The sequence below is a fragment of the Arthrobacter sp. NPDC056886 genome (assembly GCF_042788715.1).
GTDB lineage: Bacteria > Actinomycetota > Actinomycetes > Actinomycetales > Micrococcaceae > Arthrobacter.
In genome coordinates this window covers 74,054-97,089 of sequence record NZ_JBHUBT010000004.1, presented here as the reverse complement: position 1 = coordinate 97,089, position 23,036 = coordinate 74,054, and the positions used below count along the sequence as shown (strand labels likewise).

Sequence of the window (23,036 nt, the reverse complement as noted above, 5' to 3'; positions counted from 1 at the left end):
CGAGGCGCGGCTTCAAATCAAAAAGATTGCAATAACGTCAAAAAATTGAGATCTGGGTCGCTGCAGGCGGCTGCGCCCAAACGCCAGCGGACGACGGCGGGAGGTCCCGCCGTCGTCCGGTAGCCGATCAGACCTCGGCCACAGCCCGTCGGGCCCGGGCGACTCGCACGAGCCCGCTGGACACGATCGCTCCCACGAGCGCGAGCGCCGCGAGCACGATGAACACGATGTGGTAGCCGCTGGCTCCCGGATTCGCATCGAGGATTGCCCCGTAGAGGATGAACGCGAACATCCCTGGTGCATAGCCGACCAGGCATGCGACTCCGAAAGCCGTGCCGCTGGTCTCCTCCGGGATCCCGACCTCGTCCATCGGCGCCCAGAACACACCTCGCATGGTGAAGACGATGAGCGAGAACAGTAGGGTCACGATCATCGCCGGGATCTGGCTGCTCGGATCGGTTGGGAGGAGCAGCAGCACCGCCACCACCGGGATCAGGCACAGGAACGCCAACCGGATGTACCGGCTCGCACCCTTGAACACCTTGTCCGCGAGGACTCCGCCGATGGGGCCACCGATGATTTTCAGGCCGTACTGGTTGATGATGCCGTAGGCGCCGACCAGCGCAACAGGCAGCCCGTAGACGTAGGTCAGATAGGGGATGAAGTAGGTGAGGCCGCAGTACACGACGTACACCATGAACACCGTGAAGCTCACCCACCACAGCTGCGGCTGCTTCGCCGCGCGCCAGATCTCGCCGGGGCCGGCCTTCTGCTTCTTCGGCACGGGCTGCTTGCTCGCCTGCTCGCGGGTCTGGCTGCGAAGCAGCAGGAACAACAGCACGCCGACGACGACGTCGATGATGGCGTAGAAGGCAATGGCCGCACGGAATCCGCCGGTACCCGAACCGAGCAGGACGAAGATTCCCAGCGCGGAGAACGCCACGACAGTGTCGACGACGCCGCGACCGCCCTCGAGCAGGCCGAAGAGCCGCCCCTGTTCGTTCGAACCGCCAAGCTGGCGGATGCTCTTCAGCAACGCGGGCCAGACCAGGCAGTCCGAGCACACGGCGAGCAGGGCAAACAGGAGGAGGAGCGTGCTGAAGCCGGGGAAGGTGCTGAGGAACAGGCCCAGCGCTCCGGTGCCGACGAGTCCGAGCGGGATGAGGATCCGCGTGGAGAAGCGATCGGCGAGGTAGCCGCCGACGATGAAGAGCGCCGTCGCGACCATCGAGTTGACGCTCAGCAGCGTACCGATCTCAGTGTGGCTGAGGCCCATTGCCTCCTGCATGGGGACGTAGAACGCGTCCTTGAGGTTGGCGAGCTTGTAGATGGTGCCGCCCGCCATGACGAGCAGAGCGAAGCGGATCCATTTGCTCCAGTCGACGCGGTTCGTGGTCTTCCGGGGGGTCTGGGCCAATGTGGTCATCGTGCACCTGCCAGAGAGTTCGTTGTGTCGAGCTGCGAGACGGCGATGTCGCGCAGCGAGGTGAGCAGATCCTTCACATAGGCCACCTGGTGGTCGGCCCAGCCTGGTTCTGCAGCGAGCAGCTCATCCCGGGTCCATCCGGCCGGGATGCCGGTAGTGCTCAGATCGCGGTACGGGATGAACGGGTCCTCGCCCTCGCCGGCCTGGCGGAAGGCGGGAGCGTAGTAGAGGTTTTCCTGTTCGAGGGCCAGGGCGATGACCTGGGGCTTGTCTTCACCGAGCATCAGGAGTTCGAAGAGCATCCGCGCACCGGGCAAGTCGTCCTCAGGACTTCCCTGCAGCACACCGCGGTGACCATATCCGTCCCCCTCGGGGAGAACATGGACCCCTTTCAGGTGCGCCTGCAGGATGTGCGGCGCGAGCGCGGAGAGGGCATCCATGGGACGCTCACAGGCATTAATCATGTTCCCGAAATCGAACATGGCATGCAGGCGCGGATGGGAGGCCCGGCGGAGCAACTCGGCGATCTCGGTGGAGCGCAGTTCCTCGTGTTGCTCGAAGGAGAAGTGCAGGTCGTGCTCGTCTGCGAGCACGGCGAGCCGGCGCAGGTCCTGCTCGATCAGAGTCGTAACTTCCGAGAGCATGCCCTCGAAACGCGAGTAGACGCGGATGTGCTGGACGCCGAGGACGCCCGCGATCCGGACCACCTCGTCCACGTCCGCGCGCAGGGTGGTGCTGATCTCGAGGTGGATGCTCAGACCCAGGCGGCGCGCGCGGTCGGCGAACTCGCACAGCCTGCCGTCGCTCATCCGGCCCAGGCTCCGCTCCTCGCCGTCGAGGAGGTGGATGCATGCGCCGGCCAGGCCGTGCCGGTGCGCGAAGTCGAGCACGTCATCGGGTCCGTACCCGCCGTAGGTCAGGTTGCCAAGGAGGGCGTAGGCGTGTGCGAACAGAGGGGCGTGGTCGATCCTTTCGATCAGGGTCCGGGCCAGCTTGTCGGTCAGGCGGGGCAGGGACTCGATCTCCTCTTCGTTGAGGCGGGGTATCAGGAGCGCCTGGAATTGGGCGTCGGCAGGGGGCATCGTTGGCTCCTCGGGAGGCGTGTCAGGGGTGGTGGCGAATGTCACTCACTCATTTGTACGCCGGTAATGGATTTCGAAAAAGGTCCATTAAGGATGCAGCCGTTAAGTCCATTCAAGAACCTGCAGTGACGTGCTCCCATCGGTCCCATGCGGCGGCCATCCTGCCGACAGCCTGCGGCATGTGCTCCTCCGCGGTGCCGGCGAACCCGATCAGCAGCGCCGGGGGAAGCTGTCGGGTCAGCCGGTACTCGCCGAGGGGGTAGGTGTACACCCCGCCTGCAGCAAGTCCCCGCGCTACCTCGATATCGTCGACCGGTTCACGGAGCCAGCCCATGACGTGCAGGCCAGCGTCGACCGGGGCGGCTTCAATCCTGTGGCTCAGCTGATGATCGATTGCTTCGAGCAGGGCGTCCTGACGTGCAGCGTACAGACGCCGGGTGCGGCGAAGATGGGCGTGCAGATGCCCTTCCGACAGGAAGTCCGCGAGTGCCATCTGGAGCACCATCGCGGGCGGGCGCCCGATTACCGATGAAGCGGATGCGAACGGCTCCACCAGGTCCTCCGGCAGCACGCAGTATCCGAGGCGGATCGACGGCGCGAGCACCTTGCTGAAGGAGCCCACGGTGATCACTTGCCTGCTCAGATCGAGCCCGAACAGCGTCGGGAAGAGTTTCCCGCGGTAGCGCAACTCGCTGTCGCAGTCGTCCTCGACGATCCAGCCCCCGTTTCGCTGCGCCCACGCGATCCACTCCGCCCTCCGCGCCGGGCTCATCGCGATGCCGAGCGGATGCTGCCGCGCTGGGGTCAAGCAGGCCAGGCGTGCCGGAGCCGCGTCGTCGTGATCGTCCGGGAGGACCGCCCCCTCGTCGTCGACGGGAACGCCTCGGACAGGACAGCCCTGGGACTGGAAGGCGAGCCGTCCGGAGATGTGCCCCGGGTCCTCGACGACGACGGGGTCGCCGGCGTCGAGCAGGAGCACCGCCAGCACGTTGAAGGCCTGCTGTGCACCGGAGGTGACGACGACCTGGTCCGCCGTGCACCCCAGGCCTCTAACGTCGTTGACGTAGTCCGCGATCGCTTCGCGCAGTGGGCGATAGCCGTGGGGATCGCTGTACCCGATCGCACGCGGATCGGTGCGCCCGGCATGGCGCCCCAGCAGGCGCTTCCAGGTCGCAGCGGGGAAAGCCGACGACGCAACCTGGCTGGCAACGAACGATTCGGTCTCGGCCGGCGCCCACGCGTTCGGCGCCTCGCTGAACAGGTCCGTGCCCCGCGAAGAGGTGGCGGCTCCACGTTCGGACAGTGGCGGCCGGGACATCGGCCGCTGCGGGGCTGCATCGCTCCACAGGGTGTCGACGTACGTGCCGTCTCCCGCGCGCGAGCGCAGGAAGCCCTCGGCGGTGAGTTGCTCGAACGCAGACACGACCGTGATCCGCGATACTCCCAATTCGGTAACGAGTGTGCGGGTCGAGGGCAAACGCGTTCCATTCGGCACCGAACCCGTCAGGATCTGGGTGCGCAGTTGCGCGTACAGCTGCTGGTGCAGGGGCTGAGCCGCGGCGCGGTCGAGCTCAAGTCCGGCGAGCAGGCGGCCACCAGCGCTCTTCATCCCGCGAACCGCGGAGCTGATTTCACCATGGCACCATTTTACGGGCCCCCGGTTTCATCGGATCCGCGGAGGGCGGTGGGCGGAGAATCGACGACGTCCCGGTGATATCCATATCGGCCGGTGTAGAGATTCTCGTATCGTTGCCTAGTTGACGCGGCCACCCCGACTCACCTTCCGTCGGCGGCCTGACCAAGAACTCGGCCGTGATGTACGGGCCTCAGGGCCTGCGCTTCAACGTCGTCGCGCCCGGCTCCACCATCACCAACATCGTGGCCAACTGGGGATCCCAGCTCGCGGCCGAACGCCTCGGCTCAATCTTCTCTTGTCTTCGTCGCCGCTGCCGGCCGCTCGCCGACATGGCTTCTCGACTTCTTCGATCTTTCCTTCCCGCGGAGCTCAATCTCCGTGGCAGCGGCTTGCATGACTTTCAGCGTTTCGCGCACGGCGGGCACCCCCTGGGCCACGGAAGGGGCGCAGATGAAAGCCACCCTGCCTATCAGGCCGCTTCGACCGGTGGAAGATGATCTGACCGGGCCAAGGCTAGGAGGACCGGCGGGCCCGCAGGATCCGTACCAACTCGTCCACTTCGCCCTCAATCAGCACTGTCGCACCCGCTGGGATGTCACGGTATACCGAAACTGGGACAACGCACCTGCAGATGTCCTGGAATCGTTCGCGCTTGAGGGTGACATCAGTTTCTTGTAGATCATCTTTGGTGTGACACCGGTCCTGGGCAGGATTTCTTGTGGAATGACTACCCGCCCGATTTTCGTAAGGTTCTTCGGAAGTACACAAGAGGTTGGTGCGTGAAAGCGGCGCGACGATAGCGGGCGGTCAGAGCAGATTGGATGATCTCCTGCGGGGCCGTACTGGCGGAGGTGGGGCCAACTACCACCCGGACGACGGCGGGAGCTTCCACCGTCGCCCGCTGCCCGAGGGGTCAGCAGGGTTTCCGTTCTGCTGGCCCGGGATCTCGGCTTGCCGCTCAGGGGAGCGCGTACACGCGGCGGGCATTCTCGTGTGCGACGAGCTGCACGATCCTGCGCGCGTCCGCTGCGGAGCAGTCGTCGTCGTCGATCCATCCGCCGACTATCTTGGTGATTGCGGTGCGCCACAGCCTGGCCCCGAGGTAGTGAAGTTCGGCCGGGCCGTATGCGTCGGAGGAGTAGAGGATTTTCGTGAAGGGAGCCAGCTCGAAGGAGCGGGCCACCAGATCCCGGCTCCGTGACCCGGTGAAGTTCACGGCAAGGCCCACATCCATGTAGACGTTTTCGAAGGCGTGGGCCAGATAGCCGGCTTCGCGTTCGAATGGATAGCAGTGGAGCAGCATGATGGGTGTGTCCCGGACTTCGGGGGACCGCAGAAAATCCAAGAGGTACAGGGGATTGGTCTTGTGGAGGTCCAGGTCGCGGTCGCCGAATCCCACATGGAACTGCAGCGGAAGCTGCATCGACACCGCTGTGTGGATCCCGTGGGCAATGAGTGTCACGTCGGTGAGCTTCGCCTGGGTGCCGGCGCGGGCGTTCTCCTGCCAGCGGCGGGCCGCTTCAGCGACGGCAGCCGGTGTGGGCCGGCGGAGATTCTGGTCGAATCCTGCGCGGTAGGCGAGAACGGTTTTGACGCCCACGGCGGTGCGGGTGAGCTCGTGAAGCCGCTGCCCGAATTCGGTGACGTAGTTTTCCGGGTTGGCGATCTCCTGGATTAGCGACTCGGCGACCAGTTCCAGCCGGACGATCTCGTGGGTTCGCCCGCCGGAGACGTCGGCCATGCCGGCCTTGCCGAGGTAGTCAGCGGCATCCAAGCCTGTATCGATCAGCCAGTCGCTCACGCCGGCAGCGCGGGTCATGCGCCGGCTGACCTCGAGTTCTCCAAGCTCGGAGCGCCGGCTCCAGTAGTCCGCCGGTGAGGCGTGCCGTGGCAAATCAAGAATGCCGCTGCACCACCGGCGGATGGCGAGCCCTACCTGTGTGGTGTAGGCGTCCTCGGGGTGGGCCAGAGGTTCGGTGTTTCCTTCGTTGAGCGAGTTCTGAAAGCGTGCCTCATCACCGTCGGAGTTAAACGCGCCATGCACGTGGTGATCGATCAGGCTGACTTCTTCGACGAAGTCGGGGAATGAACCGCCCGCCATTAGATCGACCAGGCCAGTCGAAAGCGTTCAGCAAGCTCGTCCGGTGAGAGGTCCGCGGAGATCCGCTGTTCGTAGCGCCGGACGGCCACCGTGGCATCGACGATCGCGTCTCCGAGAAGTCCGCGTGCAAGGCGTGACTTGTCCAGCGTGTCGATGATGGCGGTGGGGGAGTCCGAGAGCAGCAGGATGTTGGCCCGGTGCCGCTCGCCTTCCGAAAGCCGTCCGGGGTCGCCCGGGATCTCTTCCGGAAGACTGCGCCCGCCGCGGATACCGTCAAGGGCGAGCGCGAGGATGGACGCTGACGCCAGATACACGTTGGCCGACGGATCGACGATTTTCACCTCGACGTTGGCTCCGTGCGGATTGCTCTTGCCCTCGTTCAGGAAGCGCACCGAGGCTTCCCGGTTTTCCAGGCCCCAGCACAAGTAGGCGCCTGACCACGTGCCGGGTGTCAGGCGGCTTCCGGACAAGATTGATCCCGTGAGGAAACCCTGGATATCGGGGAGTCCTGCGATGATTCCGCCAATGGCCGCGCCGCCCTCGGCGGAGATGCCGTGCGGTCCGCTGCCGCCGGAGAACAGCGGCAGGCCGTTCTTGTGGAGCGAAAGGTGCTGGTGGGCACCGTTTCCGACGGTGCCGGGGAAGGGCAGAGGGGAGAACGAGGCCTGCATGCCGTGGGCCCGGGCGACGACGCCAACGATGATCCTGGCAAGGACCACGGTGTCCGCGGCCTGAACCGGCGAAGCAGGGGGAAGGGAAAACTCGAACTGGTTTCTGCCGTATTCGGCGTGGATCTGCTCCATCGGAATGCCGGCATGGTTCAGCGCTGACAGCAGATCATCGAGGAATTCCGATCGGTCCAGAAGGCCGGTTGCCCCGTACGGAACCCAGGGTGCGTTTTCCAGCGCTGAACCGTCCGGGGCGACCAGGAAGAATTCAAGTTCGTGGCCCACGAGGGCCTGGTATCCGGCCACCTCGAGGCTGCCGTCGACGTCGGCCAGAAGGCCGCGGGCACAGGCCGGAGACGCGGACCCGTCTTGTTCGAAAAGGCTGCCCGGCGCCCATGCACGGCCACCCTGCAGAACGCGGAGCCCGGCGATATCGATCTTGAGGCGCATATCGCCAACGGTGGTGATGCTGTCCGTAAACGCTATCCCGCCGTCGATGGTGAAAACATGCCAGACAGGGGCAGCGCCCATCCCGGACTGGTGGAAGGCTTTGAGCCGGGCTAACGGAACGCTCTTGGCCAGCGTGATGCCCGAAGCGTTCACCACGGTGCCGATCACGGTGCGGACGCCGGCCGCTTCGAGCTCGCGCTGAGCCTTGGCAGCAGCGGATTCGTCGGCTGATGCGTATTCAGTCATGCGCCTATGATGCGACGCCTGCCCGTCCAATGAAAGGTCCGAAGGTTGTGCCGACTAATGGCTTGCGGCGCTGCCCCCGACGCCCTCCTGCTCAGCGATGACGGACCAACGTCAACGGCGCCATCCTCGCCTCCGACGCCGGCTGGTCGGCACTGTAGGGAGCGGCACCCCAACGCAAGCGGACGACGGCGGGAAGCCCCGCCGTCGTCCGCTATTCCTACCCCGGTGGCTCGGGGTCTTTCCGGCCTGCTCTTCAGTGCAGTTGTGCCGTCCGGCGGCGTATGCCTCCGGAATGTGCAGGCGTTCCCGTCAAAGTGCGGGTGTGTTTACAGGTAGCTCTTGACGCTCGCGCGGAGTGCTGCCGTGTGCTCGTAGATCTCTTCCAGTGAGCTAATGGGCACCCGCGTCTCTTCCTTATTGTCGTCGAAGATGCCGATGTACTTCTGGGTGCGGTTGAAGTGCAGGCGCGCGATCGGCTTGCGGTTGTTGTCGTCCAGCAGGACCGCGAAATACGACTTGGCATCCCTCTGCACCACGCGAGCAGGCTTGACTTCGCTGCAGACGATGGCCCGCACGATCTGGTACCCCTCGATTTCCTCCAGCGTGGTCTCCAGTCCGTCAGCCTCGGCCAGGTCCGCTTCGGCCACGGGTGCGCTGGTGACGCTAGCGGCCACTGTGGCGTCATCATTTTGCGGGAAGGCCGGGGCGCCGAGGGCTTTCTTCAGCCGCTCATTGACCTGATCGTTGAGGAACTGCTTGGACGCTTTGGTTACCAGCGCGGTGAATTGCTCACGCACCTTCTGGGTGTAGGGACCCGTATACACGCGACCGGTGAGGAACTTAACCCACTCGTCCTCCGGCTCCTTGAATTGTGCCGCCAGTGTCCTCTTGAGTTCACCGATGTATTTCAGTTCACCTGCCGCGCTGATGATCGAGTCGAGATCAAAGACATCCTTGGAAAGCTTTTGCAGCTCCGGAATGAGGGATTCATCGATGTCGTTCAAATCGAGCACGAGGAACGGCTTGGCGTCCATGCGGTTCGGAGCATCAAGGTCCGTGAAGAATTGGTACACCTCGCCATTGGTAAGGATGGCGATCCTGGCATTGGTCACGGCAAAGTACCGGAAGAGCTGGGATGCGTGCTCGATCTTCACCGGTTCCGTGGACTTCTTGCACTCAATCAGGATCTGGACCTCGCCGTCCTTGACGATCGCATAGTCGATCTTCTCACCCTTCTTGAGCCCGACATCCGCAATGAACTCCGGGACAACTTCCATGGGATTGAAGACGTCATAGCCAAGAATTGTAGAAATGAAGGGCATGACGAAGGCATTCTTTGTGGCCTCTTCCGTTTGGATTACTCCCCGCTGTTGGCGCACCTTTGCTGCCAAAGCTGAAAGTTTTTCTGCAAACTCCATTTGTCCCCCTGAGAATTGATGGTGCTGCCTACCGTAGCGCAGCCCTGTGTCACTTTGATGAAAGTAGCGTAGGCGGGTGATATTTTGGCTAAAGATCCGGTCCAGCGGCCGAACGCTTCGGCCCGCTGATGCTGGCCACCGTCCCCACGCCCGCCACCGCCGCGCAGCTAGCCGCCTTCGTCACCTTCCTGCTCAGTGATGACGGCACCAACTTCAACGGCGGCATCCTCCCGTCCGACGGCGGCTGGTCGGCACTGTAGGGAGCGGCACCCCAACGCAAGCGGACGACGGCCGGATGTCCGCCGTCGTCCGTATGTGTCGCTCGTTCCCCTGTGTCAGGAGGGCAGCGCAGCGCCGGATCAACTCCTCCGTCCGGCCCTACCCGGATAACGCCGGACGGCCTATCGTGGCCCTGACACAGCCCGAGGGAAAGGAACGACGATGTTCACCCTGCAAATTAGCTACCCGGTCCGGGACTACGAGGCATTTAAGAAAGTCTTCGACACCGATCCCGCAGGCCGCGCTGCCTCGGGCGCCCGGTCTGTCCGCTTGTTCCGGGATACAGAGGACCAGAACAGCGTTGGCGTGCTGCTTGACTTCGACACCAGGGACGCCGCGACCGGCTTTCTGGAAAAGTTGCGCAGCCAGGTGTGGGACAAGCCCGAGGTGATTGGGCAGCTGATGACGGCAGCACCGACAGCCAGGATTCTGGAAGAGATGGCCCGCGAGGGTCAGGGCGCTGGCTGATCGCCGAGAACCCGGTGGTCCCCGCCGGATGAGTTAGCCACAACTTCAGGCCCCCGGGCCCAGACGTCGGCGGGAGGTCCCGCCGTCGTCCGATTCCATGTCCTGCAGCGGGCTGGACCATGCCCGGACCCCTTTGCGTCGCAACACCGTGTCAGTAACAACCCCGCGTCGGCCACCCTGGACCGTTCGACGCTGACCTCGTTCCGCGCCCGTCCGCTCTTGGGGTGTTGAACTATATTCGGACAAGGGAATGGACCGGACTGCACTGCAGGGACAAGGAAGGCGGATTTCTGAATGGCGCGAATGCCGCCAGCCACGGTGGAAGTGAGTAGCGCCGTCGTCCAGCGCCTCGTCCGGGACCAGCGGCCGGACCTCGGTGATTGTCCTTTAGCATGGGTTGAGAACGGCTGGGACAACGCGACCTTCCGGCTCGGTGACGGCATGGCCGTCCGGCTGCCGCGCAGGGCGGAGGCCGTTTCCCTGATACTGCATGAGCAGCGCTACCTTCCAGACATAGCTCGCCGCTCCCCGGTTGCGGTCCCTGTCCCCGTCCATGCCGGCAGGCCGACGTCGGACTTTCCATGGCCGTGGAGCATCGTGCGGTGGGTCCCAGGAACTGCTGCGGCTGGCGTCGGCCCGGCAGGCCGCGGGCCGGCGGCTAAAGGCCTGGCCGATTTCCTGCTGTCCCTTCACGTGCCCGCCGAACCCGACGTCCCGGTGAACCCTTTCCGAGGCGTGCCGCTTACAGACCGTGAAGCTGTACTGGTGGAACGGCTCGGGGACCACGAACGCTACCCGCAGGCGGCAGCGCTGAGAGCAGTGTGGGCGCAGGCGTGTGCCGCCAAAGCATGGGATGGGCCGGCGATGATGCTCCACGGGGACCTCCACCCCGGCAACATTCTGCTGGCGGACGACGGCTCCCTGGCCGGCGTCATCGATTTCGGTGACGTCGGGGCAGGGGACCCGGCTGTCGATCTTGCGGTGGGGTGGCTGATGTTCGACGCCGTCATTCGCCGCCGCTTCATCGGCGCCTTTGGCTCCGCAGTGGATGGGGACACCTGGATGAGGGCACGCGGTTGGGCTCTCATCCTGGCGACTGCCATGCTGAGCAACTCCGACGATAATCCGCGGATGTTCGCCGTAGGAAAGTTCGGGATCAGGCAGATCCTGGATGACGGACTCTGCCTGCAACTTTGACGCCGGCGTTATTGTCAGTGGCTCCTATTACGCTGTGGGTATGGAAGGCAGAGCAGCTGCTGAGACGTTGGAGGCCATGGAGGCTTCCCTTGCCAGGTTGGCTGCATTTGCCGGTCGCGGAGCCGAGAAAGCGGCCTCGACCGGCGCTGACCATCTTCGGGACGAATCGGATGCGTGCCTGGACGGCCTGGCTGAAGTGGGCAGCATGGAAGCCAGGCTAGCCGCGCTGAAAGTGCACTTCGCCGCCGGCTATGCCCGCGCTACCGTGGCCATGGCGGGCCCAGCCGTTTCCCCGCAGGAGCGCAGCACCCAGGAAATGGCGGTGACAGCAGAGGTGGCCTGTGTCCTGACCGTGAGTGAAAGATCGGCGGCGGCGCTCCTGGCGGAGTCAGCCACCCTGACCACTGGATTGCCCCTGACGCTGTCAGCGCTGCAGGCAGGGAGCATTTCATGGCAACACGCGCGGGCGATGTGTGATGAAACGTCCGGTCTGGACCCAGCCGCGGCGGCTGCTTTGGAGGCTCATTTCCTGGACCCCGAAGCTCCCTTTGCCGCGCGGGGCTGCCCGGCGGGGGAACTGGTGCCGGGCAGGTTCCGGGCCAAAGCGCGCAAATGGCGTGAGCTGCACCATCCTGTAAGCATCGAAACGCGTCACCGCAAGGGTGCGGAGGACCGTCGGCTGGAATATGTGCCGGACCGGGACGGCATGGCCTGGCTCTCGGCCTATGTGACTGCGGATGTGGCGGTGGCTGGATGGTCCCGTGCCACGGAAGCGGCGCGTGCCCTGCAGGCGCCGAATGAATCCCGGACCCTGGCCCAGCTCCGTGCGGACGTCGCCGCTGACTGGCTGCTGGCGGGGGTGGCGGAAGGAACTCCGTCACCCAAGGCGCAGGTCCTGGTGACCGTGCCGGTGCTGTCTCTTTTGGGCGCAGGGACAGAACCGGCCATGCTGGACGGGTATGGTCCCGTTCCGCCGAGCATCGCCCGCCGGCTTGTGGGGGATGGCGCCGGATCGTTCCTGCGTGTGCTGACCGATCCGCGCAGCGGAGCGCCGTTGGAGATCGGACGGACCAGCTACCGGGTTCCGAAAGCGATGCGCCAATGGTTGCGGCTTCGGGATGGCCGGTGCTCTTTTCCGGGCTGCAATAACCATTCCCTGGATAACGAAGCCGATCATTTGTTGGCTTGGTCCGACGGCGGCGGCACCGGCGTCACCAACCTGGGCCAACCATGCCGGCGGCACCACCGACTCAGACACACCACAGCATGGAGGCCGGTTGGCGCGACCCGGGACCAGCCACCCGGCTGGATCTCACCCGCGGGACGCTCCTATCCCAGTGAACAACAAGACTGGGAACCACCAGACTGGCCGCAGCACCTCGGCCACGCCGGTGAAGGCTGGGAGTTGGAACCGCCCAACTGGCTCGACGAACTTGCCGGCGCCGTCGGACCCGGAGAGACCGGGCCACCGTTACCAGTGGATCCCTTTCCTGACTGGGCACTGTTCGTCGCGGCCTAGGATCGGCGCTCCGTGTTCCCGTCCCCAATGAAAGGTTCGAAGGATGTGCCGGGCTAATGGCCTGCGGCGCTACCTCCGACGTGATCCTGAAAGGCCGGATCGGCCAGGACCAGCGCGATTCAGGCCACTGTCCCGACGCCCATCACGGCCCCGGTCAATCTCGACTCACCGGACGGTTTCGCCTGGTCTGCTTGCTGCGGCGATCATGCGATGCATGATGATGTGGTGGAAAGGCCGGATGATGTTGAAATAAAGCCTCCCCGTCCAGCGGCGGTATTGGACGGCGGTGATGATCCGAAATCGGTGCTCGGCTCCCGTGTCCGTCGGGTCTACTTCGACGATTAAATGGCCGACCAGATGCGTGTCCTCGGCCGTGAGCACCAAGAATGCGTCCTCCTTGCCGGCCGAAACAGTGAAGAAGGCGAGTCCGCCACCAGGGTGGAAGCTGATCTCCTCCGGCCGGAGGAGGCGACCTGGACGGCTTGAAGGATGCTCGAGGCGCATTAGACGGGCAAGCCCTCCACGGGCGAGGAACAGGAGCTTCAGCCAGGTCGGCTGCCACGAGAGAGCGTTGCTGATGCATTCACGCAGCGACGAGGATGCGTATGCGCTCACTGCATCTAGATGGTCTGCTGGCTTTGTGAAGCGTTCAAGTTCAGGATGCATGGGTCCGAGCGTCATTGGCCCTCGCCAATGAACGGCTCGCGATGAGCCACGAGTGTGCGGAAGCTTCGGGCTTTGGTGGTCGCGCCGAGTTTGTCCGGATTTCGTACGAGGTAGATGCCCGTAACCTGTTCGTTGCTTGATTCAACAAGGGCCACAAGGTCAACCCTGTCTCCGCTGTAAATGATGAGGGCCGGCATTCCGTTCAAAGATGACGATTCAACCCGCTGATCAGGGACCGGGGTTTTTGCGATGCCGGTGAGGAAGCGCACGATGTTCTCCGCGCCGATAACGGGTTTGCGGGCCGCTGTGACTTTTCCGCCCCCATCGGAGAGGAGGACGGCTCCGGGGGCGAGTACGTCCATGAGGGACTGCATATCGCCCCCAAGCAGAGCCGTGAGGAACCGGTCAGCGACCGCTCGTTGCCGTCGCGCATCCACCTCAAAGCGCGGTTGCCGCGCGCGCACGTGCGCCTTTGCCCGGCTTGCTATTTGTCGGACGGCCGCAAGCGACTTGTCTGTGGCTTCGGCGATCTCCGCGTAGGGGAAGTCGAAAACCTCGCGGAGGACGAAAACTGCCCGCTCATCGGGGGACAGGGTCTCGAGCACCACGAGCATCGCAAAAGACAGTGATTCACTCAGTACGGCATTCTCAGCGACATCCGGGGCCGTCACCACAGGCTCCGGGAGCCACGGACCAATGTAGTCTTCCCGGCGGCGTTGAGCTGCCCTGAGGGAGTTCAACGCTTGACGCGTCACGGTTTTGGCCAGGTAGGCTCGCGGATTTTGGACAGCTTCCGCATCAACACCGGACCATCTCAGAAAGCTCTCCTGAACGACGTCCTCGGCATCCGTGACTGTCCCGGTGATTTCGTAGGCAATGGCGAAAAGCAGGGAACGGTGTTCCTCGAAAACGCCCGCGGTCCCCACAGTCCTACCTGGCTTCTGCCGGCCGGGGGCCCTTGGGCCAGCTGTACGAACCGCTCCGGCGAAGCTCGCCTCTGATCCAGGAAAGCGTCATTTGGCATATCTGCGCTTTCGCCGTTGCCGCGAGACGCCCCCGGAGGACGAACCGGCGCGGCCGGTCGTCGGCACGCACGGTCTGAACGAGTCCTGACGTACGTCCCAGGCTGATGCACCTGAGCATGTATCCCACCGATACCGGGGCCGGAGCTCGTTTATCGAGGCGGGCCATGATGCTGTCGGCTGCGTGAGCCCCAAGCGGTAGGGCCGCCGCGCAGCTCATGCGCAGGTGGCCGGCGACCGTTTGGGGGGCTTGTATGGCATCGCCCGCACCGAAGATTTCAGGGAACTGCGGGCACGCCAGTGACTCGTCGACCATGAGCCGCCCGAGGGCATCGGTTGGCAGTCCGCTGTCACGTGCCAAATCCGGAGCGCTGAATCCTGCGGTCCAGATCGTGCAGTCAGATCGCAAGGTGTCACCACCTGACGTTATGACCGAGGAATCGTCGCATCCTTGCACATCGGTATTCTCTATCATTTCGACCCCGAGCCCTGAAAGCCGTTTCATTACCGCGTGTCGACCGGAGGCGGAGAGGTTGTCGCCAATGGCTCCCCGGGAAATGAGATGTACCTGTAGCTGCGGATAGCTTTCCGCGATTTCGGCAGTAACCTCGATACCCGTCAGGCCAGCTCCGATGATGCTGACGGTTGAGCCTGAAGCCAATTGCGAAAGCCTGGCCTGCATACGGTTCGCGTCTTCGGGATCCCTCAACCCGTACGCACCGGCCGGAATCTTGCCCGATGCCTGGGTACTGCCCACGGAGTACAGCAAGACATCGTAGTCGAGCGGTGCGCGACCGCCTGATATGTGCACGTTGCGGTGTCCAGGGTCAATACGCGAGACAGTGCCTTCGATGAGGTCCGCACGCTCATGCAGCAGCGACCGCATCGGCACCCCGGCTGATTCCCGATTTCCTGCCGCGACCTCGTGAAGGCGAATCCTTTCCACGAAATCGGAAATCGGGTTGATGACGGTAACCCTGATGGAGTCAGAAAGTCGCGGACTTCCTGCGAGCCTGTTCGCGGCCATGACTCCGGCATACCCGGCGCCGATAATAACCACCCGAATACGGTCTGACACTGTCTCTCCTATCGCTAAACGAACGTTTGAACATAGGACACCGCAGAGGCCCGAAATGTGACACACCCAAGGCGGCCGCATGACGTACCCGTTGGGCGTGGCATCTGGGTATTGGCGTGCACGTTGTGAGAATGGAGGCCATGTCTGACTGCCTTCCCACGGTGTTTGTCCATGGCTTGTTCGGTCCTTTTTCAGAATGGGAGACGTTCGCCCAGCTTGAACCGGCCCTATGCACCGCCCCGGATCTCGACGGGTACGGTCCCGAGACCGATCGGCCAGTCACATTGGCCGGGCAGGTCGCGTCCCTGCGCGCGCACGTCGAGAAAGAACACGGGGATGGACCCGTCCACCTCGTCGGGCACTCCATAGGGAGCGTGTACGCATTCACTTTGGCAAATCAATCGCCTTGGCTGGTCGCCTCCGTGACCTCCGTCGAGGGCAACTTTTCGCTCGCCGATGCGTTCTGGTCACGGTCAATCGCCGTCATGTCCGAGGACGAAGCCCGATTGTCAATCGAGTCGCGGCTCTCTGATCCAGTCGGATTCCTGACGGGCGACGATATCGCGGTCGCTGGTGAATACCTGGCACGGGCGCGTGAAGCCCTCGCCTATCAGCCATGGCCAACGATTTGGGAGTCGGCGAAGGCGATCGTCGGGGCCACTTCAGGACCGGACTATGAGGAACTGCTCCGGAGCGTCTTCGCGTCCATGCCGGTTCACTTGGTCGCCGGACAGAGGTCATCAAAAGACTGGCACGTTCCCGGCTGGGCGCGCGAACAAGCTGCCACTTTCACGACACTGGCCGTTGCAGGGCACATGATGATGCTTGAGCAACCGGCGCGGTTTGGCAGAGCCCTGGCAGCGGCACTTGGAGCTGTAACTCACTGACCGACCCGCGTCGGTGGGACGTTCATGTCCCCCCACCGGCGTCCGAATGGCCGCCCCGGCTGTCGGCTCTCGACCGCCTGGAGGTCCAAGTTCATCCCCAGCGTGCCCGTCGGGACGGTCCGCGAGGGGTGGGACCTATGGCCTACCCGGCGGCACTGGATGATCAACCGGGGTTGAGGCGGCCATGGATTTGAGGAAGCTGCTGTCTTGCGGGGAGAGCAGGAACTGGCCGTGTTGATCGACACCCTCCAGAGTGTCCTGCTGATCGCCGGCCCGGACGAGCGCCTCCGTCACGCTCCGCGGAAGGATCACGCTGCCGGGGTGGGCCCGCAGCCATTCCTGAGTCTTTGGATCCAGTCTGGTCCACAGGCCCTCGATACTCGTACTGTTCATTGCTGTACCCCCAACTGCATTGTCCGGAAGCAGAAAATATTCTGTTTAACGTGGCGGCGGTCTACCGGCAGTCACCGGTGTCTGGACCCGGCAGTATCCACCGGGCACCTTGGCCCGCCGCATCTGCATGTCCCGACGACTATGCAGGCCTGCCGCCCATTGACCATCTCCTTCCCGGCAGGAGGAGCCGCCACTAGTTGCCGCCGGGCGGCGGGATCTAGAGCGGGTGGATCTTGTCCGCCTGGGGACCTTTCGGGCCCTGGACCACGTCGAACTGGACCTTCTGGTTCTCCTCCAGAGAACGGTAGCCGTTGCTGACGATGGCGGAGTAATGGGCGAAGACGTCCGCGGAGCCGTCGTCGTTGCTGAGGAATCCGAAGCCCTTTTCGGAGTTGAACCATTTCACTGTGCCAGTTGCCATGTACTTTTCTTCGCCTTTGCTCTCTGTTCCGCCGGACGTAAGGCGCCGGCCGCTGCGGACGACGTCGTCCGTCTACCCCAACCTACCCGCCGGGACGGACGCTGCCTACGGGACGTCCGGCCCTTGCGCATTGCGCCGAAACGGCAGTAATGGGCAGCGTCCCTAGGCAATCCCGTCCACGGGTGCTGCCAAGAAACGAAGTCCCTACTTTCCCAGTGCTCGTGGATTAAGGGGCCGATGCGGTGAGGCCGTTGCAGTTCGACGGCGGCATGGTCGAACGCGTGATCGGCACGGCGATCCAGATTCACGAACTTCCCGGAACCACTTTCTCGAATCCGGTCGAGCGTATGGCTAGCCCCCGATTGCGGCACCGTTGGTCCAGCGAGGGTTTGCGCCTTTCGGACCAGGGCGGGCCTGGACCACTCCCGTATCTACTCTTCGACAGCCCCGCCCGTTGATACTCCGCTGAGGGTGTCGATGTAATCCAACGTTTTGGGACTGACATGCCGCACGGTCCCAAGCGCCTCCCGGAGAACGGCTCTGCTGGCGGGGTCACCAAGCGCTCCTCGGAGTTCTAATACGGTCTCGATGCCCTGGCTCTCGAACACGCGCGTCATGTCCTCCACCTGGGCGAGGCGGCCAGGCGACGGCCAGCTGATGACTTCGGAAAGCGTCCCCGTATCGAGGCACCGCCGGAATCCACTGGTCGTGGCGGCGTCCGGCCAGGCCGCGACCAGAGCGACAACGCGCGGCCTGACTGTCTCGTGGTAGTTCTGTCGTCGCTGCAGCGAAGCATCGACAATGATGGCCCCGATGTGGTCCCAACTGCGGCTGACTTCGGTCGAGTCGTCTGTGCCGTGAGAGTCCACTGGCGCCGGGAGGTTGGCTGCATCATTGTCGAAAGTCATAAGTGAATACTTCCATGCGCCGGCGGTGAGCGTGCAGACAGTGAAGCCTAGCGGCTGCTCACCTGACCGAACTGCTTCGCGATTGGTGCGAGCACCAGCGGACGGGCGGCGTACCAACCGGCTGCCGTGATGGCGAGTGCGGCCGCGAAGAGCCAGAACCCGACCCAGTTCACCTCGTCGGTGCCGCCGAACATGTGGTTCAGGTTGCGCAGCGCACCGGTCGCGAACACCAGGAAAACGTGGACGATAATGAACAGCACGAAAAACAGCATGGTCGGGAAGTGGATCGCGCGCGCAACTTCCACCGGGTAAACCCTATTCAGCGTCTTGGCGTCCTTCGGCCAGACCTCGCTCATGCGCACACCCGTGATCGCCGCGAGCGGGGCCGCGATGAACACCACCACGAAGTACATGATCTGCTGCAGGCTGTTGTAATTCACCCAGCCGGACTCAACCGGCCAGTCCAGTGTCATGTACTGCAGCAGCGCGGAGAGCGCATTCGGGAACGCCTCCCAGCTGCTCGGCACGATCCGCACCCAGCGGCCGGTGGCAAACAGCAGCACCACAAAGATGAGTCCGTTGGCCAGCCACAAAATGTCGAGCGACTGGTGCAGCCACAGGTTGATGCTGATTTTCTTGCCACCGCGCTTCGGCGTCCAGAACGCCGGCGGCTTCTGCTCGGTGCGCACCTGATAACCGGAGCGAATGATGAGCACCATCAGGAAAAGGTTGAAGAAGTGCGCCCACTGCGCCCACCATGGGAAGCCTGGCTCGGCCGTCTCCGGCAGGTCATACGCGCCGGGGTACCTCTCGAGGAACTCCGGCACACCCGGCAGGGTGGTCACACCGCGCGCGGCGAGCACAAGAATCCCGGCGGCGGCCACGGCGCCGAGCGCGAGGAGCACGGCGAGCTTGATCCACTGGCCCAGGGTGCGCGATCCGTAGAGCCTCGCCTCGGCCTTTGGCTGCACGGGCTTTTCGACGGCGGCGGGCTGTGCGACTGATGCCGGGGCGACGGACGGTGCCGCCAATGCTGGGGCGGCCGTAACCGCGGGTGCAGTCGCGGCAGCACGTGGCTCCGCCTCGGCAATGGTCTCCGCCTCGCTGGCAGCCGGGGCGACGGCCTCGGCCACGCTGGCAGCCTCGGCACCGGTCTCCGCCTCGGCACTGGTCTCCGCCCGGCTGGCAGCCGGGGCAGGGGCCTGCGCAACGTGTTCGGGTTCCGCCTGAACCGCGGGGGCGGCAGCGGCAGCCATCAAGCTGCTAGCCGGAGCAAGTCCGGCGGGCGGCCAGGGTTCACCGCCGGGGACGCGGGGAAGCCCGCGACGAAGCGGGGTGCTTCCCGCCGTCAGTGTGGCGGGTGCGGTGGCCGGGCCAGCTGCCGGCGACGTCGCTACCGGCACCGCTGCTTTCTCACCAGCATCTGCAGCGGCAGCAGCTGCCGCCGGCGCGGGCGTGGCGACGGCGGCGACGGCGGCAGGACCCTTGGACGGGGCCGGCACTGACACCGAGACCTCGCCCGCTGGCGGCCAAGGCTCGCCGCCCGGCACGCGCGGCAGGCCACGGCGAAGCGGCCGCGCCATTGCGGCGGCTGCGTCCACTGCCGGGACCGGGGCGGACAATGCCGCACCCGGTGCCGTTACCGTCGTCGTTTCCTGGGAAGCAGGGGTGACGGAGGGCGGCGCGGAGGCCACTGGAGCGGGAGACGCTGGCGCGGCGGCGACCGGTGCCACCGCAGAAACAGCGGCCGGCGGGGCTGCCGCTTCGGCCGTGAGAATGCGTGCGGGCGCCTCGCCTGCTGCAGGCCAGGGGTCACCGCCTTCGACGCGCGGCAGGCCCCGCCGGATTTTCCGAGACAGAGTTGCCATCGCTACTTCTTCCGAGCCTCAAGTGCGCTAATCAGCTGGGGCACAACCTTGAAGACGTCGCCCACCACGCCGAAGTCGGCGATCTCGAAGATCGGCGCGTCTGAATCCTTGTTGATGGCGACGATCGTTTTCGCCGTCTGCATGCCAGCCCGGTGCTGAATCGCGCCGGAAATGCCCAGCGCAATGTACAACTGTGATGACACGGAAACTCCGGTCTGGCCCACCTGCTGCGACTGCGGGATGTAGCCTGCATCCACCGCGGCACGCGAAGCGCCAACGGCGGCGCCGAGGGTATCGGCGAGCTGTCCAACGAGGGCGAACTGTTCCTCCGACCCTAGGCCGCGGCCACCGGCCACAACCTTCGTGGCACCACGCAGCTCCGGCCGCGAGGTGGCGGCAACTGCCTCGTCGAACGCGTCGATCCGCGCGGCCGGTTTCCCGGAGGGCGTCACCGCCAGGGACTCCGACGCCGGCGGCTGAGCCGCAGCGCGCGCCTCGATGGAGCCCTGGCGCACCGTAATTATCGGCGCCCCAAACGTTGACGTTGAGGTCACGTTGTAGGCACCGCCGTAGACGGAGTGGTGTGCCACGACGCCCTCGTCATCACGAGAAACGCCGATTGCATCGGCGGAAATCGCTGCACGCGAACGTGCGGCGTAGCGGCCAGCCAGGTCGCGCCCATTCAGAGAATGCGAAATCAGGATCGCATCCGGCTGCACCTGCTCCGCAGCTGCGGCCAGCGCGTCAGCGCTCGGCACCCCGAGCGCGGACGGATCGTCAGTCTCCGCGAGCAGGACCTGCGCGGCCCCCAGGGCCGCGGCCTCCGCGGCGGTGGCGCTCCCGGTGCCGGGTGAGGCAAGCACCAGTGCAACTGGCGTGCCAACTGCAGCGGCGGCGCCGATCAGTCCGGGTGCAGCCTTCTCGAGTTCACCGGAAGGCCCGGTTTCCACGACGACGAGGATCGCGTCACGAGGGAATTCAGTCATGTCGATACGCCTTACGCCAGTCGGTTTTCAATAAGGAAGTCAGCCAGCTTCTCGCCGGCATCACCCTCGTCAACGATCTTTACGCCCGCAGCACGCGGGGGCTTCTCGGCGACGGTCAGCATGATCGACCGGGCCGAGTCCGGGTTGTCGGCCGTGATCCCGAGGTCTGCGAGGGTAAGCACCTCCAGGGGCTTCTTCTTCGCGGCCATGATTCCCTTGAAGTTCGGGAAGCGCGGCCCGGGAAGCGCCTCGGTTATGGAAATCACTGCGGGCAGGTTCGCGGACACCGTCTGCACGCCGGATTCAACGTTCCTGGTGCCGGACACGGCGCCGTCGCTGATCTCTACGGTACTGAGGCCGCTCGCAAGCGGCAGGTCAAGCAATTCGGCAAGCATCGCGGGAATCATGCCGCCGGATCCATCGGTGGAAACGTTGCCCGTGATCACAAGGTCAAACTCAACGCGACGGATCGCCGCTGCGAGGGTTTCAGCGGTCAGGCCAAGATCCGCACCCCGCAGCCCCTCGTCACAGACGTGGGTAGCGCTCCCAGCGCCCATCGCCAGCCCCTTGCGTATCGTCGCCGTGGCACCCTCGGGAGCGAGGGAGAGCATTGCGACCTCAGTGCCCGCGTTCGCGTCGGCGTACGTCAGTGCCAGCTCAAGGGCCCGCTCACCGACCTCATCAATGACTGTCTCGCTGGCTTCTCGATCGGCGAGGCCTGTTTCAAGGTTCAGCTTTCGGTCCCCGTACGTGTCGGGGACTTCCTTAACTAGGACGATAATCTTCATCGATGGCTCTTCCTGTGGCGGGCTGTCTCTAGAGAGGAGACACGTCGGATCTCCATTGAGTCTACGAAAGTACTGACCTTCCTCGCGCACAGAGCCCGTGTCGCGAGTTGCACCGCGGACGACGGCGGGGCGTCCCCCCCTCCGCCCGGAAAATGGACCGCAAAAATTTTGTATCCCGTGGGCAGCGGCGGGCAAGGTTTTCACCGTCGTGGGCCCAGGGAAAAAATAATTGTGGCGGCCGCCTAACCGCGCCACGATGTTCGTATGAACGCTGAAACACCGAAGGCAGCGGAGCTGAGCCTTCCCCAGGCCTTCCTCCTACTGGCGACGAACGATCAAGACGGCACGCCTGACGTGCCGGTGTACGCACTCAGAACCACTTTGGCGGGGGCAATATTGGCCGAGCTGGAGCTGATCGGTGCAATCGGGCTGCAGGGGAAGCATGTCAGGGCTACCGGCGCCGCCCCGCCAACGGACTTCCAGCACGAGCTGGAGCTCATCCGTGGCAAATCCCGGCCACACACTCCCAAGCGGTGGGTCTCCATGCTGGAGGGCCGCACGGAACTGCAGCGTGTCTACGAGGGGATGGCGGCACTGGGCATCGTGGAACATGTCGGCGAAAAGCACCTGGGTGTGTTCCGGAGCGTGCGGTACCCGGAGAAAAACCACGCTCCGGAGGCGGCTCTCCTGAAAAAAATCCAGGCTGCACTCGGGGGTGTAACGCCCGGCGTCGCGGCATCAGATTCGACGGCGACGGAAGGCGCGACCGGCGCCGGGACGTCTGATGACACAGCGCCCGCTGCCGGGACGCCCTCTGCCACGCCGCCCGCCGCCGGAGTATCTGACACCGGGACGCCCGCTCCCGCGAAGCCTGAGGCCAAGGCACCCGATGCCAGGACAACGGCGCTGATCGCACTGCTTCAGGCGGCCGGGCTGCTGGGCAAGCTCGTCCCGGCAGCGGATAAAGTCCGGGCAAGTGAGCTGGCCAAGGATTATTGGCCTTCCCACGCGGTTGAAGACGAACTGCGCATGATCAGGCTGGCGGAGGAGGAAGAACCCGGCTTATGAGACTGCCTGAAACGGGCCGACTCAAGGGCCAGCGCCCTGGCCCAACTGCCTAGGCCAGACCTGCCCAAAGAACGCGGCCGGTCCTGGCACCGGTTGTCGTCGGCCCTAGGTGTTGAGCTCCCAATGGACTCGGATGGCCTCGGCAATTGGGCCAGCGGCGACATCGACCCGGAAAGCAACGGGCGCGGTCCCTGTCTCTTCGATGACCGAGTCACGGTATACGCGGCCGCATGATGGACAGAGGGTGTAGAGGTCCTCGTCCTCAGGCCATGTGGCCAGCCCTGCGGGGACAGGGGTGTCTCCTCCGTTGTGAACGGGGATGCCTTGTGAGTTGCACTGGATCAATCCGTTTTGGCTGACGGTGTTGCCGCAAACGCAGGTGATGGTGGTGACATCATGGTCGACGACATCGGCGGTTTCAGTGTCCACGATGAGCTCCCCGGCGTGGTTGGGACGTTCTG

22 protein-coding genes and 1 pseudogene are annotated in these 23,036 nt (G+C 64.5%); 7 read left to right on the top strand and 16 right to left on the bottom strand.

The window, feature by feature from the left end:
• Nucleotides 1–127: 127 nt before the first annotated feature.
• From ACFRJ8_RS08620 to ACFRJ8_RS08610, 3 genes are all read right to left on the bottom strand, one after another.
• Nucleotides 128–1,426: an MFS transporter gene (locus ACFRJ8_RS08620; RefSeq protein ID WP_377985698.1), complete on the bottom strand. Its 1,299-nt coding sequence runs from the start codon at nucleotides 1,424–1,426 to the stop codon at nucleotides 128–130.
• Nucleotides 1,423–2,553 (bottom strand): sugar phosphate isomerase/epimerase family protein, encoded by a 1,131-nt coding sequence (locus tag ACFRJ8_RS08615; RefSeq protein WP_377985697.1) that lies wholly within the window; start codon nucleotides 2,551–2,553, stop codon nucleotides 1,423–1,425. Before ACFRJ8_RS08615 ends, ACFRJ8_RS08620 begins: the two co-directional genes overlap by 4 nt.
• 67 nt (nucleotides 2,554–2,620) lie before the next feature.
• Nucleotides 2,621–4,117: a PLP-dependent aminotransferase family protein gene (locus tag ACFRJ8_RS08610; protein ID WP_377985696.1), complete on the bottom strand. Its 1,497-nt coding sequence runs from the start codon at nucleotides 4,115–4,117 to the stop codon at nucleotides 2,621–2,623.
• Nucleotides 4,118–4,320: 203 nt separating this feature from the next.
• On the opposite strand from ACFRJ8_RS08610, the gene ACFRJ8_RS08605 reads away from it, so the two are divergent.
• Nucleotides 4,321–4,641 (top strand): hypothetical protein, encoded by a 321-nt coding sequence (locus tag ACFRJ8_RS08605; protein ID WP_377985695.1) that lies wholly within the window; start codon nucleotides 4,321–4,323, stop codon nucleotides 4,639–4,641.
• A gap of 461 nt (nucleotides 4,642–5,102) precedes the next feature.
• On the opposite strand, the gene ACFRJ8_RS08600 is transcribed toward ACFRJ8_RS08605, so the two are convergent.
• From ACFRJ8_RS08600 to ACFRJ8_RS08590, 3 genes are all read right to left on the bottom strand, one after another.
• Nucleotides 5,103–6,245 (bottom strand): amidohydrolase family protein, encoded by a 1,143-nt coding sequence (locus ACFRJ8_RS08600; protein WP_377985694.1) that lies wholly within the window; start codon nucleotides 6,243–6,245, stop codon nucleotides 5,103–5,105.
• Nucleotides 6,245–7,609: a glutamine synthetase gene (locus ACFRJ8_RS08595; RefSeq protein WP_377985693.1), complete on the bottom strand. Its 1,365-nt coding sequence runs from the start codon at nucleotides 7,607–7,609 to the stop codon at nucleotides 6,245–6,247. Before ACFRJ8_RS08595 ends, ACFRJ8_RS08600 begins: the two co-directional genes overlap by 1 nt.
• A gap of 326 nt (nucleotides 7,610–7,935) precedes the next feature.
• Complete coding sequence (locus tag ACFRJ8_RS08590; protein WP_377985692.1) at nucleotides 7,936–9,027, bottom strand: type I restriction endonuclease; 1,092 nt, start codon at nucleotides 9,025–9,027, stop codon at nucleotides 7,936–7,938.
• Between the two features lie 104 nt (nucleotides 9,028–9,131).
• On the opposite strand from ACFRJ8_RS08590, the pseudogene ACFRJ8_RS08585 reads away from it, so the two are divergent.
• From ACFRJ8_RS08585 to ACFRJ8_RS08570, 4 genes and pseudogenes are all read left to right on the top strand, one after another.
• Nucleotides 9,132–9,287: pseudogene (locus ACFRJ8_RS08585) on the top strand (short-chain dehydrogenase); the annotation flags it as partial.
• Nucleotides 9,288–9,468: 181 nt separating this feature from the next.
• A complete protein-coding gene (locus ACFRJ8_RS08580) occupies nucleotides 9,469–9,774 on the top strand; it encodes a hypothetical protein (protein WP_377985691.1) in 306 nt (101 codons plus the stop codon).
• Nucleotides 9,775–10,098: 324 nt separating this feature from the next.
• Nucleotides 10,099–10,971, top strand: coding sequence for an aminoglycoside phosphotransferase family protein (locus ACFRJ8_RS08575; protein WP_377985690.1), 873 nt, complete (start codon nucleotides 10,099–10,101; stop codon nucleotides 10,969–10,971).
• A gap of 40 nt (nucleotides 10,972–11,011) precedes the next feature.
• Nucleotides 11,012–12,490 carry a DUF222 domain-containing protein gene (locus tag ACFRJ8_RS08570; protein ID WP_377985689.1) on the top strand — a complete coding sequence of 493 codons (1,479 nt, stop codon included), beginning with the start codon at nucleotides 11,012–11,014 and terminating at the stop codon, nucleotides 12,488–12,490.
• 165 nt (nucleotides 12,491–12,655) lie between these two features.
• On the opposite strand, the gene ACFRJ8_RS08565 is transcribed toward ACFRJ8_RS08570, so the two are convergent.
• The 3 genes from ACFRJ8_RS08565 to ACFRJ8_RS08555 are packed head-to-tail and all read right to left on the bottom strand — an operon-like array spanning nucleotide 12,656 to nucleotide 15,256.
• The gene (locus ACFRJ8_RS08565; RefSeq protein WP_377985927.1) at nucleotides 12,656–13,156 is read right to left on the bottom strand and encodes a DUF2867 domain-containing protein; all 501 of its coding nucleotides are present in this window, start codon (nucleotides 13,154–13,156) and stop codon (nucleotides 12,656–12,658) included.
• A gap of 11 nt (nucleotides 13,157–13,167) precedes the next feature.
• Nucleotides 13,168–14,082 (bottom strand): RNA polymerase sigma-70 factor, encoded by a 915-nt coding sequence (locus tag ACFRJ8_RS08560; protein ID WP_377985688.1) that lies wholly within the window; start codon nucleotides 14,080–14,082, stop codon nucleotides 13,168–13,170.
• Nucleotides 14,083–14,086: 4 nt separating this feature from the next.
• Nucleotides 14,087–15,256, bottom strand: coding sequence for an NAD(P)/FAD-dependent oxidoreductase (locus tag ACFRJ8_RS08555; protein ID WP_377985687.1), 1,170 nt, complete (start codon nucleotides 15,254–15,256; stop codon nucleotides 14,087–14,089).
• Between the two features lie 140 nt (nucleotides 15,257–15,396).
• Here ACFRJ8_RS08555 and ACFRJ8_RS08550 point away from each other — a divergent pair, with 140 nt between their 5' ends.
• Complete coding sequence (locus ACFRJ8_RS08550; protein WP_377985686.1) at nucleotides 15,397–16,143, top strand: alpha/beta fold hydrolase; 747 nt, start codon at nucleotides 15,397–15,399, stop codon at nucleotides 16,141–16,143.
• Between the two features lie 135 nt (nucleotides 16,144–16,278).
• Here ACFRJ8_RS08550 and ACFRJ8_RS08545 read toward each other — a convergent pair whose 3' ends face one another.
• From ACFRJ8_RS08545 to ACFRJ8_RS08520, 6 genes are all read right to left on the bottom strand, one after another.
• Nucleotides 16,279–16,536 (bottom strand): hypothetical protein, encoded by a 258-nt coding sequence (locus ACFRJ8_RS08545; protein WP_377985685.1) that lies wholly within the window; start codon nucleotides 16,534–16,536, stop codon nucleotides 16,279–16,281.
• 217 nt (nucleotides 16,537–16,753) lie between these two features.
• A complete protein-coding gene (locus ACFRJ8_RS08540) occupies nucleotides 16,754–16,957 on the bottom strand; it encodes a cold-shock protein (RefSeq protein ID WP_377985684.1) in 204 nt (67 codons plus the stop codon).
• A gap of 431 nt (nucleotides 16,958–17,388) precedes the next feature.
• Nucleotides 17,389–17,865: a hypothetical protein gene (locus ACFRJ8_RS08535; protein ID WP_377985683.1), complete on the bottom strand. Its 477-nt coding sequence runs from the start codon at nucleotides 17,863–17,865 to the stop codon at nucleotides 17,389–17,391.
• 47 nt (nucleotides 17,866–17,912) lie between these two features.
• On the bottom strand, nucleotides 17,913–19,733 hold the full coding sequence (locus ACFRJ8_RS08530; RefSeq protein ID WP_377985682.1) for a cytochrome b/b6 domain-containing protein: 1,821 nt from the start codon (nucleotides 19,731–19,733) through the stop codon (nucleotides 17,913–17,915).
• 2 nt (nucleotides 19,734–19,735) lie between these two features.
• Nucleotides 19,736–20,719, bottom strand: coding sequence for an electron transfer flavoprotein subunit alpha/FixB family protein (locus ACFRJ8_RS08525; RefSeq protein WP_377985681.1), 984 nt, complete (start codon nucleotides 20,717–20,719; stop codon nucleotides 19,736–19,738).
• 11 nt (nucleotides 20,720–20,730) lie between these two features.
• Entirely contained in the window at nucleotides 20,731–21,507 is a 777-nt protein-coding gene (locus ACFRJ8_RS08520) for an electron transfer flavoprotein subunit beta/FixA family protein (protein WP_377985680.1), read from the bottom strand.
• A 264-nt stretch (nucleotides 21,508–21,771) separates the two neighbouring features.
• On the opposite strand from ACFRJ8_RS08520, the gene ACFRJ8_RS08515 reads away from it, so the two are divergent.
• A complete protein-coding gene (locus tag ACFRJ8_RS08515) occupies nucleotides 21,772–22,575 on the top strand; it encodes a GPP34 family phosphoprotein (RefSeq protein WP_377985679.1) in 804 nt (267 codons plus the stop codon).
• A gap of 105 nt (nucleotides 22,576–22,680) precedes the next feature.
• On the opposite strand, the gene ACFRJ8_RS08510 is transcribed toward ACFRJ8_RS08515, so the two are convergent.
• Nucleotides 22,681–23,004, bottom strand: coding sequence for a hypothetical protein (locus tag ACFRJ8_RS08510; protein WP_377985678.1), 324 nt, complete (start codon nucleotides 23,002–23,004; stop codon nucleotides 22,681–22,683).
• Nucleotides 23,005–23,036 lie beyond the last annotated feature (32 nt).